This window comes from Pseudomonas sp. PDM27 (genome assembly GCF_019219205.1).
Lineage (GTDB): Bacteria > Pseudomonadota > Gammaproteobacteria > Pseudomonadales > Pseudomonadaceae > Aquipseudomonas > Aquipseudomonas laurylsulfatiphila.
Map to the genome: position 1 here is coordinate 336,937 of NZ_JAHUWF010000004.1, position 13,733 is coordinate 350,669.

Genomic DNA, 13,733 nt, shown 5'->3' on the forward strand with positions numbered 1-13,733 from the left:
GGGCTGCCATGTTACGTACAATCAACTTCATGGGCGTTCGCAACTTTGCGTTCGGCGTCACATTGTTCCTTACCGCACTGGCCTTGTTCAGTGTCTTCCACAAGGGCATGAACTGGGGCCTGGACTTCACCGGCGGTACGCTCATCGAGCTGACCTACGAGCGTCCGGCCGATGTCACCAAGGTGCGTGAGCAGCTGGTGACCGCGGGTTATCACGAAGCCATCGTGCAGAACTTCGGTGCAACAACCGATCTGCTGGTGCGCATGCCTGGCGAAGACCCGCAACTGGGTCACCAGGTCGCTGAGGCCTTGCAGAAGGTCGGCGGCGAGAACCCGGCGTCGGTCAAGCGCGTCGAGTTCGTCGGCCCGCAGGTGGGTGAAGAACTGCGCGACCAGGGTGGCCTCGGCATGCTGATGGCGCTGGGCGGCATCCTGATCTACCTGGCGTTCCGCTTTCAGTGGAAGTTTGCGGTCGGTGCGATCGTGTCCCTGATCCACGACGTGATCGTGACCATCGGTATCCTGTCGTTCTTCCAGATCACCTTCGACCTGACGGTGCTGGCGGCGGTACTGGCGATCATCGGTTACTCGCTCAACGACACCATCGTGGTATTCGACCGGGTTCGTGAGAACTTCCGTGTCCTGCGCAAGGCCAGCCTGATCGAGAACATCAACATCTCGACCACGCAAACCCTGTTGCGGACCATGGCGACGTCGATCTCCACCTTGCTGGCAATCGCGGCCCTGCTGTTCTTCGGCGGCGACAACCTGTTCGGTTTCTCCATCGCCCTGTTCATCGGTGTTCTGGCGGGTACCTACTCGTCGATCTACATCGCGAACGTGGTGCTGATCTGGCTGAACCTGAGCACGGAAGACCTGATTCCTCCTGCCAATACCGAGAAGGAAGTCGACGACCGTCCTTGAGGGAAGTTTCTCTCTGCGATGTAGTCCAAAAAAGGCGCGAGTTGAACTCGCGCCTTTTTTTGTGCTCCAAGGCTGGGAGAAGCGCGGACATGTTCCGCATGTGATGGTCCAGGAGGTTCATGTGAACAAGTCGATGCTGGTTGGTGCTGTACTGGGTGCTGTCGGTGTGACTGCCGGGGGTGCTGTGGCCACCTACAGCCTGGTTAAAAGCGGCCCTGAGTTCGCACAAGTACTCGCCGTTGAGCCGGTCAAGACACAAATCAAGACTCCACGTGAAGTGTGCAAGGATGTAACGGTCACCCGGCAGGCGCCGGTGAAAGATCAACATCAGATCGCCGGTACGGTGGTCGGTGCATTGGCAGGTGGTTTGCTGGGTAACCAGGTCGGTGGCGGCACCGGCAAGAAGATCGCCACGGTCGCGGGTGCTGTCGGTGGCGGTTATGCCGGCAACAAGGTGCAGGAAGGCATGCAAGAGCGTGATACCTACACCACGACCCAGACCCGCTGCAACACGGTCAACGACATCAGTGACAAGGTTGTAGGTTACGACGTGCGGTATTCGCTGGACGGCAAGGAAGGCAAGGTGCGCATGGATCGTGATCCGGGCAACCAGATTCCGGTGGATAAGGAAGGCAAGTTGATCCTGTCGGAGAATCAGCAGGGGCAGTGATCTGCTGAAGCTGGATAAAAAAGAAGCACCCTGCGGGGTGCTTTTTTTGTGCCCGCAATTTATGCATCACCACCAATCCCCCTGTGGGAGCGGGCTTGCTCGCGAAGGCGGTCTAACATCAAACATCGGTGCTGGCTGACCCACCGCTTTCGCGAGCAAGCCCGCTCCCACATTGGGTTTGTGGTGTGTTGGGAATCAAATTCCAGGCATAAAAAAAGCACCCCGCAGGGTGCTTTTTCTGTCGCGGGAAGCTTAGCGCTTCAGCGAGGCTGGCAGGTGCGGCTGGATCGCCGTCAAAACTGCCTTGAAGCACTTGGTGTTGCCGGCAACGACGTGGCCTTTCTCGAGGAAGTCGTGACCGCCGGTGAAGTCGCTCACCAAACCGCCGGCTTCCTGGATCAGCAGGGCGCCTGCAGCCATGTCCCACTCGGACAGGCCCGACTCCCAGAAGGCGTCGAAACGGCCGGCAGCCACGTAGGCCAGGTCCAGGCTCGCGGAACCTGCGCGGCGGATGCCGGCAGTCTGGCCAACCAGGGCGCGGAACATGCCCAGGTAGTTGTCGAGGTTGTCCATCTGCTCGTCACGGAACGGGAAGCCGGTACCCAGCAGGGCGCCGTCCAGGCTGGTGCGACCGCTGACGCGCAGGCGACGACCGTTCAGTTGAGCGCCGCGACCACGGCTGGCGGTGAATTCTTCCTGGCGAACCGGGTCCAGAACAACAGCGTGCTCCAGACGACCGCGGTATTTGCAGGCAATGCTGACAGCGAAGTGAGGAATGCCGCGCAGGAAGTTGGTGGTGCCGTCCAGCGGATCGATGATCCACAGGTACTCTTCGCCTTCGATGCCGGTGCCGGCGTGCATGCCGGTCTCTTCACCCAGGATCGAGTGATTCGGGTACGCCTTGCGCAGGGCGTCGATGATTTTCTGTTCAGCGGCGCGATCCACCTCGGATACGTAATCCTTGGCGTCTTTTTCGTCGACCTTGATGGTATCCAGGCGCTCGATGGAGCGGAAGATCAATTCACTGGCGCTGCGGGCGGCGCGCAGCGCGATATTCAGCATGGGCTGCATGGATGTGTCACCTAAGGTTGTTAAAGAAAGCCGGGCATTCTATCAGAAAGTTTCTACAGGAGAAGGACGACGTTCGCTTTCATGGCTTAACGGTAGCTTCAGCTGTAAGATTCCGCTCCCGATTATCGTGTTCGAGAGCGCCTCCCTTGCTGCATAACATTCGTGTCGTCCTGGTCAATACCAGCCATCCGGGCAATATCGGCGGGGCTGCGCGTGCCATGAAGAACATGGGCTTGTCGCGGCTGGTGCTGGTCGAGCCTCGTCAGTTCCCGCATCACGAAGCCGACGCCCGTGCTTCCGGTGCCGGTGACATCCTTGAAAACGCGCAAGTCGTCGCCACCTTGGAAGATGCCCTGGTCGGCTGCAACCTGGTGCTGGGTACCAGTGCCCGCGACCGGCGCATTCCCTGGCCGCTGCTCGATCCCCGCGAATGCGGAACGAAGGTGGTCGAGGAAGCCGGGCAGGGCGCGGAAATCGCCCTGGTGTTCGGTCGTGAAGATTCCGGCCTGACCAACGAAGAGCTGCAGCGATGTCATTATCACGTGCACATTCCATCAGACCCTGAGTTCAGTTCGCTGAACCTTGGGGCGGCGGTGCAGGTGTTGAGCTATGAAGTGCGCATGTCCTGGCTGGCGGCCCAAGGTCAGCCAAGCAAGGTCGAGAAGGAAGAGGTGGCTTCGGTCAAGAGCGCCGAGCTGGCGACTATGGACGAGCTGGAGCGATTCTATGAACACCTGGAGCAAACCCTGGTGGCCATCGAATTCCTCGATCCGGAAAAACCGCGGCACTTGATGGCGCGCCTGCGCCGGTTGTACGGACGCAGCTCGGTCAGCCGAGCGGAAATGAATATTTTGCGTGGCATCCTCACGGAAACCCAGAAAGCGGCCCGTGGTGAGCTTCTAAAGCGGAAGGATTAATGATGTTTGAGCGTTTGCGTGAAGATATCCAGAGCGTATTCCATCGAGACCCGGCGGCGCGTAACGCTTTTGAAGTCCTGACCTGCTACCCCGGCATGCACGCCATCTGGATTCACCGTTTGTCGGCGATGCTGTGGCGCGCGGACCTGAAGTGGCTGGCGCGGCTGGTGTCGAACTTCGGCCGCTGGCTGACCGGGATCGAGATCCATCCGGGGGCCAAGGTCGGTCGACGTTTCTTCATCGACCATGGCATGGGCATCGTCATTGGTGAAACCGCCGAGATCGGCGACGACGTCACTATTTACCAGGGCGTGACCCTGGGCGGCACCAGCTGGAACAAGGGCAAGCGTCATCCGACCCTGGGTGATGGCGTCGTGGTCGGGGCGGGCGCGAAGGTGCTCGGCCCGTTCACTGTCGGCGCCGGTGCCAAGGTGGGTTCCAATGCTGTGGTGACCAAGGAAGTGCCTCCGGGGGCGACCGTGGTCGGGATTCCGGGGCGGATCATCGTCAAGTCCGACGAAGAGCAGGATGCCAAGCGCAAGGCCATGGCCGAGAAGATCGGGTTTGATGCCTACGGCGTGACTGAAGACATGCCTGACCCGGTGGCTCGCGCCATCAACCAGTTGCTCGACCACCTGCAGGCGGTCGATGGGCGTCTGGAGGGGATGTGCGGGGCGTTGAAGGACCTGGGCAGTAATTACTGTGCGAAAGATCTGCCTGAGCTGCGCGAAGAAGACTTCGCCTGCGTAAAAGACAAAGACCAGACCCAGGCCAGCTGACGCCTTTGTGTAGGAGCTGCCGAAGGCTGCGATCTTTTGATCTTGTTTTTTTAAAAATCAAAGTCAAAAGATCGCAGCCTTCGGCAGCTCCTACAGGGATCGGGGGTCGTATTTGGGTAATGGCGCTGCGCTAAGCGGTGTGCCATTAAGCCGCAGACCCTGCTATGATGCGCCCGCTCTTTGCGGGTAATCCCGACTAAAGTACTAGGTCTTATAGTTGACTTAAATACTCGGGAATTGCATACTCGCCTCATTCCGAACTCCGTGGTAATTGTCCATGCGACTGACTACAAAAGGCCGATACGCCGTGACCGCCATGCTTGACTTGGCGTTGCACGCGCAGCACGGGCCCGTGTCCCTGGCCGATATCTCCGAGCGCCAAGGCATCTCCCTGTCCTACCTCGAACAGCTTTTTGCCAAATTGCGCCGCAGCAATCTGGTGTCCAGCGTGCGTGGTCCGGGCGGTGGCTACCAATTGTCCCGCGACATGCAGGGCATCCAGGTCGCCCAGGTGATCGATGCGGTGAACGAATCGGTCGATGCCACCAAATGCCAGGGGCAGGGTGATTGCCATCAAGGCGACACCTGCCTGACCCACCACTTGTGGTGCGACCTGAGCCTGCAGATTCACGAATTTCTGAGCGGTATCAGCTTGGCTGACCTTGTGACTCGCCGTGAGGTGCAAGAAGTAGCCCAGCGTCAGGACCAGCGCCGTTGCAACAGCAAGGTGCCACGCCTGGACAAGATTGAAGCGTCCGCCGTCGAATGACAGCCAAAGAGCTAGCGGCACGCCAGCCAGCCTGATTTAGGAGATAGTCCATGAAATTGCCGATTTACCTTGATTACTCTGCGACCACCCCGGTTGATCCGCGTGTCGCGCAAAAGATGAGTGAATGCCTGCTGGTCGACGGAAACTTCGGTAACCCGGCGTCCCGTTCCCACGTGTTCGGCTGGAAAGCTGAAGAGTCCGTTGAAAACGCTCGTCGTCAGGTGGCCGACCTGGTCAACGCCGACCCGCGCGAAATCGTCTGGACCTCCGGTGCCACTGAATCCGACAACCTGGCAATCAAGGGTGCGGCACATTTCTACGCCACCAAAGGCAAGCACCTGATCACCACCAAGATCGAGCACAAGGCTGTCCTGGACACCATGCGCCAACTGGAGCGTGAAGGGTTCGAAGTGACCTACATCGAGCCGCGCACTGACGGCCTGGTGACCCCGGAGATGATCGAAGCCGAACTGCGCGACGACACCATCCTGGTGTCGGTCATGCACGTGAACAACGAAATCGGCACCATCAACGACATCGCAGCGATCGGCGAACTGCTCCGCTCCAAGGGCATCCTGTTCCACGTCGACGCCGCTCAGTCCACCGGCAAGGTCGAGATCGACCTGCAGAAGCTGAAAGTCGACATGATGTCGTTCTCCGCCCACAAGACCTACGGTCCTAAAGGCATCGGCGCCCTGTACGTAAGCCGCAAGCCGCGCGTACGTATCGAAGCGACCATGCACGGTGGCGGCCACGAGCGCGGCATGCGTTCCGGCACCCTGGCGACCCACCAGATCGTTGGCATGGGTGAAGCTTTCCGCGTAGCCAAGGAAGACATGGCTGCCGAGAACGTACGCATCAAGGCCCTGAGCGACCGTTTCTACAAGCAGGTCGAGCACCTGGAAGAGCTGTACGTCAACGGCAGCCTGACCGCCCGCGTTCCGCACAACCTGAACCTGAGCTTCAACTACGTTGAAGGCGAGTCGCTGATCATGGCGCTCAAGGATCTGGCGGTGTCGTCCGGTTCGGCCTGCACCTCGGCATCCCTTGAGCCTTCGTACGTACTGCGCGCCCTGGGCCGCAACGACGAACTGGCTCACAGCTCGATCCGCTTCACCTTCGGCCGTTTCACCACCGAAGAAGAAATCGACTACGCCGCGCAGAAAGTCTGCGAGGCCGTAACCAAGCTGCGCGCTCTGTCGCCGCTGTGGGACATGTACAAAGACGGCGTCGATATCTCGAAGATCGAGTGGGCGGCACACTAACTATAGAAGCCGCCGGATACAGGTCCTGTAGCAGCGCGGCGGTAAATGCAGCGCAACTACAGGGTCTCAAGAGCGGCCCTGATGAGTGAGGATTGAGAATCATGGCTTACAGCGAAAAGGTCATCGACCACTACGAAAACCCGCGCAACGTCGGCAAGATGGACGCGGAAGATCCTGATGTCGGCACCGGCATGGTCGGCGCTCCGGCGTGCGGCGACGTGATGCGCCTGCAGATCAAGGTCAACGACGCCGGCATCATCGAAGATGCCAAGTTCAAGACCTACGGCTGCGGTTCGGCTATCGCTTCCAGCTCCCTCGCCACCGAGTGGATGAAGGGCAAGACCCTGGACGAAGCGGAAACCATCAAGAACACCCAGCTGGCTGAAGAACTGGCCCTGCCGCCAGTGAAAATCCACTGCTCGGTACTCGCTGAAGACGCCATCAAGGCGGCTGTTCGCGACTACAAGCAGAAGAAAGGCTTGATCTAAGCATTTGGCGACGAGTAAGGAGTCAACGATGGCTATCAGCATGACAGAAGCGGCGGCCAAGCACGTGCGACGCTCCCTCGACGGGCGCGGCAAGGGTGAAGGGATTCGTCTGGGTGTTCGCACCACGGGCTGTTCCGGCCTTGCCTACGTGCTGGAGTTTGTCGACGAGGTGGTTGCTGAGGACCAGGTGTTCGAAAGTCACGGCGAAAAAGTGATTATCGACCCGAAAAGCCTGGCCTACCTGGACGGCACCGAACTCGATTTCGTCAAGGAAGGGTTGAACGAAGGCTTCAAGTTCAACAACCCCAACGTGCGCGGTGAATGTGGCTGCGGCGAAAGCTTCAACATCTGAGGCTTGTCGTGGGTACTCCTTGTCATTTCGCTTTATTCGAGCTGCAACCGAGTTTCGATCTGGATCTCGATCAGCTGGCTACGCGCTACCGTGAGTTGGCGCGCGGCGTTCATCCGGACCGCTTTGCAGACGCTTCCGAGCGCGAGCAGCGGCTGGCGTTGGAGCAATCCGCGAGCCTCAACGAGGCCTATCAGACGCTCAAGAGTCCACCCAAGCGCGCGCGTTACCTGCTCGCCTTGAATGGTGGCGAGCTGCCGCTGGAGGTCACGGTGCATGATCCGGAGTTCCTTCTGCAGCAGATGGAGCTGCGTGAAGAGCTCGAAGACCTGCAGGACAGCGCCGACCTCAATGGCGTTGCCGTCTTCAAGCGTCGCCTGAAGGCTGCCCAGGATGAACTGAACCAAAACTTCGCAGCTTGCTGGAACGATGCCGCGCAACGTGAACGGGCCGAACGCCTGATGCGGCGCATGCAGTTCCTCGACAAGCTCACCTACGAAGTGCGCCAGTTAGAAGAGCGCCTCGACGATTAACCCAGTGCCGCTCCGGTCGCACGCCTGATATACAGATAAGTCCTGATAACGATGGCCCTACTGCAGATCGCCGAACCCGGCCAAAGTCCTCAACCGCACCAGCGTCGTCTGGCTGTGGGGATCGACTTGGGCACTACCAATTCGCTGGTCGCTGCATTGCGCAGTGGACTTTCCGAGCCTCTGGCTGACGCGCAAGGGCGGGTCATCCTGCCGTCTGCCGTCCGCTATCACGCCGATCGCGTCGAGGTTGGCGAATCCGCCAAGCTGGCTGCCGCCACCGATCCCTTGAACACCGTGCTGTCGGTCAAGCGCTTGATGGGTCGTGGTCTGTCCGACGTCAAGCAGCTGGGCGAGCAACTGCCCTACCGCTTTGTCGGCGGCGAGTCGCACATGCCGTTCATCGACACGATCCAGGGCCCGAAAAGTCCGGTCGAAGTGTCCGCCGATATCCTCAAGGTCCTGCGCCAGCGCGCCGAAGCGACCCTGGGTGGTGAGCTGGTGGGCGCTGTGATCACCGTTCCGGCCTATTTCGATGACGCTCAACGTCAAGCCACCAAGGATGCGGCCAAGCTGGCCGGCCTGAATGTGCTGCGTTTGCTCAATGAGCCGACCGCTGCCGCTGTGGCCTATGGTCTGGATCAGCATGCCGAAGGCCTGGTCGCCATTTACGACTTGGGCGGCGGTACCTTCGATATTTCGATTCTGCGCCTGACCGGCGGTGTCTTCGAAGTCCTGGCCACCGGCGGCGACAGCGCCCTGGGCGGCGATGACTTCGACCATGCGATTGCTGGCTGGATCATCGAGAGCGCCGGTCTGTCCGCCGACCTCGATCCGGGTGCACAGCGCAACCTGCTGCAAGCCGCCTGTGCGGCCAAGGAAGCCCTGACCAATGCCGCGGCCGTTGAAGTTGCCTATGGCGACTGGAAAGCCGAGCTGACCCGTGAAGCCTTCAATGCGCTGATCGAGCCGATGGTCGCGCGTAGCCTCAAAGCCTGCCGTCGTGCGGTACGTGATTCCGGTATCGAGCTGGAAGACGTGCACGCCGTGGTCATGGTCGGTGGTTCGACTCGCGTACCCCGCGTTCGCGAAGCCGTCGCCGAAGCGTTCGGTCGTCAGCCCCTGACTGAAATCGACCCGGATCAAGTGGTCGCCATTGGTGCTGCGATCCAGGCCGATACCCTGGCCGGTAACAAGCGCGATGGTGGTGAGCTGCTGCTGCTCGACGTGATTCCGTTGTCCCTGGGCCTGGAAACCATGGGTGGCCTGATGGAGAAGGTGATTCCGCGCAACACCACCATCCCCGTCGCTCGCGCCCAGGACTTCACCACCTATAAAGATGGCCAGTCGGCCATGGCGATCCACGTGCTGCAGGGCGAGCGCGAGCTGATCAGCGACTGCCGCTCCCTGGCGCGCTTCGAATTGCGCGGTATCCCGGCGATGGTCGCCGGCGCGGCGAAGATTCGCGTGACCTTCCAGGTCGATGCCGACGGTCTGCTCAGTGTTTCCGCTCGCGAACTGGGTTCGGGTGTCGAAGCCAGCATTCAGGTCAAGCCGTCCTACGGCCTGACCGACGGCGAAATCGCCAAAATGCTCAAGGACTCGTTCCAGCACGCCAATGACGACAAGGTTGCCCGTGTACTGCGCGAGCAGCAGGTCGACGCCCAGCGCCTGATCGAGGCCGTGCAGGCCGCTCTGGAGGCTGATGGCGAGCGCTTGCTCGACGCCGAAGAGCGCCTGGTCATCGACCTGCAGGTGCAGGAACTGACCGAACTGATGAAAGGTACCGATGGTTACGCCATCGAGCAGCAGACCAAGCGTCTGTCGCAAGTGACCGACGCCTTTGCTGCCCGCCGCCTGGACTCGACGGTGAAAGCCGCGCTGGCGGGGCGCAACCTGAATGAGATTGAGGAATAACGATGCCGCAGGTCATTTTTCTGCCACACGAGAAGTTTTGCCCCGAAGGCATGGTTGTTGAGGCTGAGACGGGGGTTTCCATCCTCGAACTGGCCCATGAACACCACATCGAGATGGAAAGCGCCTGTGGCGGCGTGTGTGCCTGCACCACCTGCCACTGCATCATCCGCGAGGGTTTCGACTCGCTGGAAGAGGCCGACGAGCTGGAAGAAGACTACCTTGATAAGGCCTGGGGCCTTGAGCGCGAGTCCCGCCTGGGCTGCCAGGCCAAGGTCGGTACCGAAGACCTGACGGTCGAAATTCCGAAGTACTCGCTCAACCACGCCGCCGAAGCGCCGCACTGATTCAAGGAATTGTCATGAAACTCAAGTGGACTGATGTGCTGGAGATCGCGATCCAGCTGGCCGAAAGCAAGCCCGACGTGGACCCTATGTCGGTCAACTTCGTCGATCTGCGCAAATGGGTAATGGAATTACCCGATTTCGACGACATGCCTGAGCATTGTGGCGAAAAGATCCTGGAGGCCATTCAGGCCCACTGGATCGAAGAGCGCGACTGAGCCACGCCGCAGGTTAGGCAATACCCGAGAACCCGCGTATAATTCGCGGGTTTAATTTTTCGTAAATTACCGTTTCTGGAGTTACACCATGGCTGTTCAACGTACTTTCTCCATCATCAAGCCTGACGCCGTTGCTAAAAACGTGATCGGCGAGATCACCACTCGTTTCGAAAAAGCCGGCCTGCGCGTTGTAGCTTCGAAACTGAAGCAACTGTCCAAAGCTGAAGCCGAAGGCTTCTACGCTGAGCACAGCGCTCGTGGTTTCTTCAACGACCTGGTTGCTTTCATGATCTCCGGTCCGGTTGTCGTTCAGGTTCTGGAAGGCGAAAACGCTATCGCTCTGAACCGTGAGCTGATGGGCGCTACCAACCCTAAAGAAGCTGCTGCCGGCACCATCCGTGCTGACTTCGCTGACTCCATCGACGCCAACGCCGTACACGGTTCGGACTCCGAAGCCGCTGCCGCTCGCGAAATCTCGTACTTCTTCGCAGCTACTGAAGTAACCACTCGCTAAGCATTGGCTTAAGAGTGAAGGTGAATCCATGACTACATCGACTGTAAAAACTAACCTGCTGGGTCTGACTCAGCTGGAAATGGAAAAATTCTTCGACTCAATCGGGGAGAAGCGTTTCCGTGCCGGTCAGGTAATGAAATGGATTCACCACTTTGGTGTCGATGATTTCGATGCCATGACGAACGTCAGCAAGGCCTTGCGCGAAAAGCTCAAGGCTGTTGCTGAGGTCCGTGGTCCGGAAGTGGTCAGCGAGGACATCTCCAGCGACGGCACCCGCAAGTGGGTGGTGCGCGTGGCGTCCGGCAGCTGCGTCGAGACCGTGTACATTCCCCAGGGCAAACGCGGCACCTTGTGCGTTTCGTCCCAGGCAGGCTGTGCCCTGGATTGCAGTTTCTGCTCCACCGGCAAGCAAGGCTTCAACAGCAACCTCACCGCCGCCGAAGTCATCGGCCAGGTGTGGATTGCCAACAAATCCTTTGGCAGCGTCCCGGCAACCGTCGACCGTGCCATCACCAACGTGGTGATGATGGGCATGGGTGAGCCGCTGCTGAACTTCGACAACGTCGTCGCGGCCATGCACCTGATGATGGACGACCTGGGCTACGGCATTTCCAAGCGCCGCGTAACCCTGTCGACCTCCGGTGTGGTACCGATGATCGATGAGCTCTCCAAGCACATCGACGTCTCCCTGGCGTTGTCCCTGCACGCACCGAATGACGCATTGCGTAACCAATTGGTGCCGATCAACAAGAAGTATCCGCTTAAGATGCTGCTCGAGTCGTGCCAGCGCTACATGTCGTCCCTGGGCGAAAAACGTGTGCTGACCATCGAGTACACCTTGCTCAAGGACGTCAACGACAAGCTTGAGCACGCCGTGGAAATGATCGAGCTGCTCAAGAACATCCCGTGCAAGATCAACCTGATCCCGTTCAACCCGTTCCCGCATTCCGGGTACGAGCGTCCGAGCAACAACGCCATTCGTCGTTTCCAGGATCAGCTTCATCATGCCGGTTTCAACGTCACCGTCCGCACCACCCGTGGTGAAGACATCGACGCCGCCTGTGGTCAATTGGTAGGGCAGGTGCTGGATCGCACCCGTCGCAGCGAACGTTATATCGCCGTGCGTGAATTGAACGCCGACAGCGATGTTGCTTCGAGCACTGCGAACAACAATTAAGAGAGGATCTCTATGTCCCTGCGCTTTGCGCTGCTTTTGCTGTTGGCCAGCCTGTGTGCTGGCTGCGTGCTTTCGGGTGATTACAATCCGATGAAGACCAGCAAGGGCCGTGATGAAGCGCGTGAGGCATACGTGCAGCTCGGTATCGGGTATTTGCAACAAGGCATGACCGAGCGCGCCAAGGTTCCGCTGAGAAAAGCCCTGGAACTCGATGGCTCCGACCCTGATGCCAACGCGGCGCTGGGGCTGGTGTTCCAGGCCGAGATGGAGCCGGAACTGGCCGACGAACATTTTCGCAAGGCGCTGTCCTCCCGTCCGGGCGACGCACGAATCCTCAATAATTACGGCAGTTTTCTTTTCGAGCAGAAACGTTACACCGAAGCCTACGAGCGCTTTGAACAAGCCGCTGCCGATACGCTGTATCCTGAGCGTTCGCGGGTGTTCGAGAACCTGGGCATGACCGCTGCAATGCTCGGCCAGCGTGATCTGGCCCAGCAGCAACTGGAAAAAGCCCTGCGCCTGAACCGGCAACAACCTCGTGCATTGCTGGAAATGGCTGAGTTGTCTTACGAAGACAGGCATTATGTGCCCGCGCGAGATTATTACGACCGTTTCAGCCAGCTATCCGAGCAAAATGCACGTAGTCTATTGCTCGGCGTTCGGCTGGCAAACGTGTTCGAAGATCGCGACAAGGCTGCAAGTAAAGGCCTGCAACTAAAAAGACTCTATCCCGGTACGCCGGAATATCAGCAATACCTGTCGGAGCAATGATGAAAGCGGCGCATCCCGAAGTTGTAGCAGCGAATCGCGTTAACCCCGGTGAGACTTTGCGCCAGGCCCGCGAAAGCAATGGCTGGTCGCTGGCCGAAGTGGCCCTCAAGCTCAACCTCACCACCACTTCCTTGAGCAATCTGGAAGCCGGCGCTTTCGACAAGCTGCCCGGGCATACCTTTGCCCGTGGTTATATTCGCGCCTATGCCAAGTTGCTCGGCATGGACCAGGCCGTTCTGGTCCAGCAATTCGATCAATCCACCGGTACCGACTCCCAGGGCAGCAATGTTCACAGCCTGGGTCGTATTGAAGAGCCGGTCCGGGTTTCCCACACCATTTTGCGAATCGTCAGTCTGCTGTTGCTGGTAGCGGTGATCGGTGGCGGTTTCGTCTGGTGGCAGGATCAGACCTCGATGCGCACCAAGGACCTGATCGGTCTGGCACCAGAGCACGTAGAAGTCGAAGGCGCCGACGGTACGACACAGATCCATCCGCTGGACGAGCCGGAAGACCAGGCCGTCGTGGAAGGTCAGACCGAAGGCGGAACCGCTCTCGCGCTGCCACAGGCCGAGGCTCCGGCTGAAGCAGCCGAACAGGCTCAAGTGCCTGCGCCGGCCGCCCCGGCAGCGCCAACCACGCCAGCCGCACCTGCGCACACTACCGCGCCCGTTGTCGCAGCGCCGGTGACCCCGGCAGCTCCGGCTCCGGCAGCGCCTGCCGCCCCGGTCCCTGCGGTGACTGCACCGGTAACCGCTGCGGCTCCTGCTCCAGCGGCAGCCGCACCTGTGGCCGGTCAAGGCCAGGTCCAGGTGCAGTTCACCTCCGATTGCTGGACACAAGTGACCGACGGTAGCGGCAAGGTGCTGTTCAGCGGTCTCAAACGCAAAGGCGACAGCCTGGCAGTCAATGGCAAACCACCGTTTTCCGTGCGCCTGGGCTTTGCCCGTGGCGCTCAGGTCAGCTACAACGGCCAGCCAGTCGATGTCGCTCCGTTCACCAGTGGCGAGACTGCTCGCCTGAAGTTGGGTCAATAA

At 59.7% G+C, this 13,733-nt stretch carries 17 protein-coding genes; 16 read left to right on the forward strand and 1 reads right to left on the reverse strand.

Going from position 1 to position 13,733, the window contains the following annotated elements; all coding sequences use genetic code 11:
- Positions 1-8 precede the first annotated feature (8 nt).
- Positions 9-923, forward strand: a complete 915-nt coding sequence (gene secF, locus KW838_RS11710; protein WP_218501150.1) for a protein translocase subunit SecF — start codon at positions 9-11, stop codon at positions 921-923.
- A gap of 121 nt (positions 924-1,044) precedes the next feature.
- Positions 1,045-1,593, forward strand: coding sequence for a glycine zipper 2TM domain-containing protein (locus KW838_RS11715; protein WP_015093622.1), 549 nt, complete (start codon positions 1,045-1,047; stop codon positions 1,591-1,593).
- Positions 1,594-1,845: 252 nt separating this feature from the next.
- Here KW838_RS11715 and suhB read toward each other — a convergent pair whose 3' ends face one another.
- On the reverse strand, positions 1,846-2,664 hold the full coding sequence (gene suhB / locus KW838_RS11720; protein WP_007974015.1) for an inositol-phosphate phosphatase: 819 nt from the start codon (positions 2,662-2,664) through the stop codon (positions 1,846-1,848).
- A gap of 146 nt (positions 2,665-2,810) precedes the next feature.
- Here suhB and trmJ point away from each other — a divergent pair, with 146 nt between their 5' ends.
- From trmJ to KW838_RS11790, 14 genes are all read left to right on the forward strand, one after another.
- Positions 2,811-3,581: a tRNA (cytosine(32)/uridine(32)-2'-O)-methyltransferase TrmJ gene (gene trmJ / locus KW838_RS11725; protein ID WP_007974014.1), complete on the forward strand. Its 771-nt coding sequence runs from the start codon at positions 2,811-2,813 to the stop codon at positions 3,579-3,581.
- A 2-nt stretch (positions 3,582-3,583) separates the two neighbouring features.
- Positions 3,584-4,360: a serine O-acetyltransferase gene (gene cysE / locus KW838_RS11730; RefSeq protein ID WP_015093624.1), complete on the forward strand. Its 777-nt coding sequence runs from the start codon at positions 3,584-3,586 to the stop codon at positions 4,358-4,360.
- A 277-nt stretch (positions 4,361-4,637) separates the two neighbouring features.
- Positions 4,638-5,129, forward strand: coding sequence for a Fe-S cluster assembly transcriptional regulator IscR (gene iscR, locus KW838_RS11735; RefSeq protein WP_007974010.1), 492 nt, complete (start codon positions 4,638-4,640; stop codon positions 5,127-5,129).
- Between the two features lie 50 nt (positions 5,130-5,179).
- Positions 5,180-6,394 (forward strand): IscS subfamily cysteine desulfurase, encoded by a 1,215-nt coding sequence (locus tag KW838_RS11740; protein ID WP_008057730.1) that lies wholly within the window; start codon positions 5,180-5,182, stop codon positions 6,392-6,394.
- Positions 6,395-6,495: 101 nt separating this feature from the next.
- Positions 6,496-6,882: a Fe-S cluster assembly scaffold IscU gene (gene iscU, locus KW838_RS11745; protein ID WP_007974006.1), complete on the forward strand. Its 387-nt coding sequence runs from the start codon at positions 6,496-6,498 to the stop codon at positions 6,880-6,882.
- A 28-nt stretch (positions 6,883-6,910) separates the two neighbouring features.
- Positions 6,911-7,234 carry an iron-sulfur cluster assembly protein IscA gene (iscA, locus tag KW838_RS11750; protein ID WP_007974004.1) on the forward strand — a complete coding sequence of 108 codons (324 nt, stop codon included), beginning with the start codon at positions 6,911-6,913 and terminating at the stop codon, positions 7,232-7,234.
- Between the two features lie 8 nt (positions 7,235-7,242).
- A complete protein-coding gene (hscB, locus tag KW838_RS11755) occupies positions 7,243-7,764 on the forward strand; it encodes a co-chaperone HscB (protein WP_102699125.1) in 522 nt (173 codons plus the stop codon).
- A gap of 51 nt (positions 7,765-7,815) precedes the next feature.
- Entirely contained in the window at positions 7,816-9,678 is a 1,863-nt protein-coding gene (gene hscA, locus KW838_RS11760; RefSeq protein WP_218501151.1) for a Fe-S protein assembly chaperone HscA, read from the forward strand.
- A 2-nt stretch (positions 9,679-9,680) separates the two neighbouring features.
- Positions 9,681-10,022 carry an ISC system 2Fe-2S type ferredoxin gene (gene fdx / locus KW838_RS11765; RefSeq protein WP_015093626.1) on the forward strand — a complete coding sequence of 114 codons (342 nt, stop codon included), beginning with the start codon at positions 9,681-9,683 and terminating at the stop codon, positions 10,020-10,022.
- A 14-nt stretch (positions 10,023-10,036) separates the two neighbouring features.
- Entirely contained in the window at positions 10,037-10,237 is a 201-nt protein-coding gene (iscX, locus tag KW838_RS11770; protein WP_007973999.1) for a Fe-S cluster assembly protein IscX, read from the forward strand.
- An 88-nt stretch (positions 10,238-10,325) separates the two neighbouring features.
- A complete protein-coding gene (ndk, locus tag KW838_RS11775; RefSeq protein ID WP_007903599.1) occupies positions 10,326-10,751 on the forward strand; it encodes a nucleoside-diphosphate kinase in 426 nt (141 codons plus the stop codon).
- Between the two features lie 28 nt (positions 10,752-10,779).
- On the forward strand, positions 10,780-11,928 hold the full coding sequence (gene rlmN, locus KW838_RS11780; RefSeq protein WP_007973997.1) for a 23S rRNA (adenine(2503)-C(2))-methyltransferase RlmN: 1,149 nt from the start codon (positions 10,780-10,782) through the stop codon (positions 11,926-11,928).
- Between the two features lie 12 nt (positions 11,929-11,940).
- Positions 11,941-12,699 (forward strand): type IV pilus biogenesis/stability protein PilW, encoded by a 759-nt coding sequence (gene pilW / locus KW838_RS11785; protein ID WP_218501152.1) that lies wholly within the window; start codon positions 11,941-11,943, stop codon positions 12,697-12,699.
- Positions 12,699-13,733 (forward strand): RodZ family helix-turn-helix domain-containing protein, encoded by a 1,035-nt coding sequence (locus KW838_RS11790; protein WP_218501153.1) that lies wholly within the window; start codon positions 12,699-12,701, stop codon positions 13,731-13,733. Before pilW ends, KW838_RS11790 begins: the two co-directional genes overlap by 1 nt.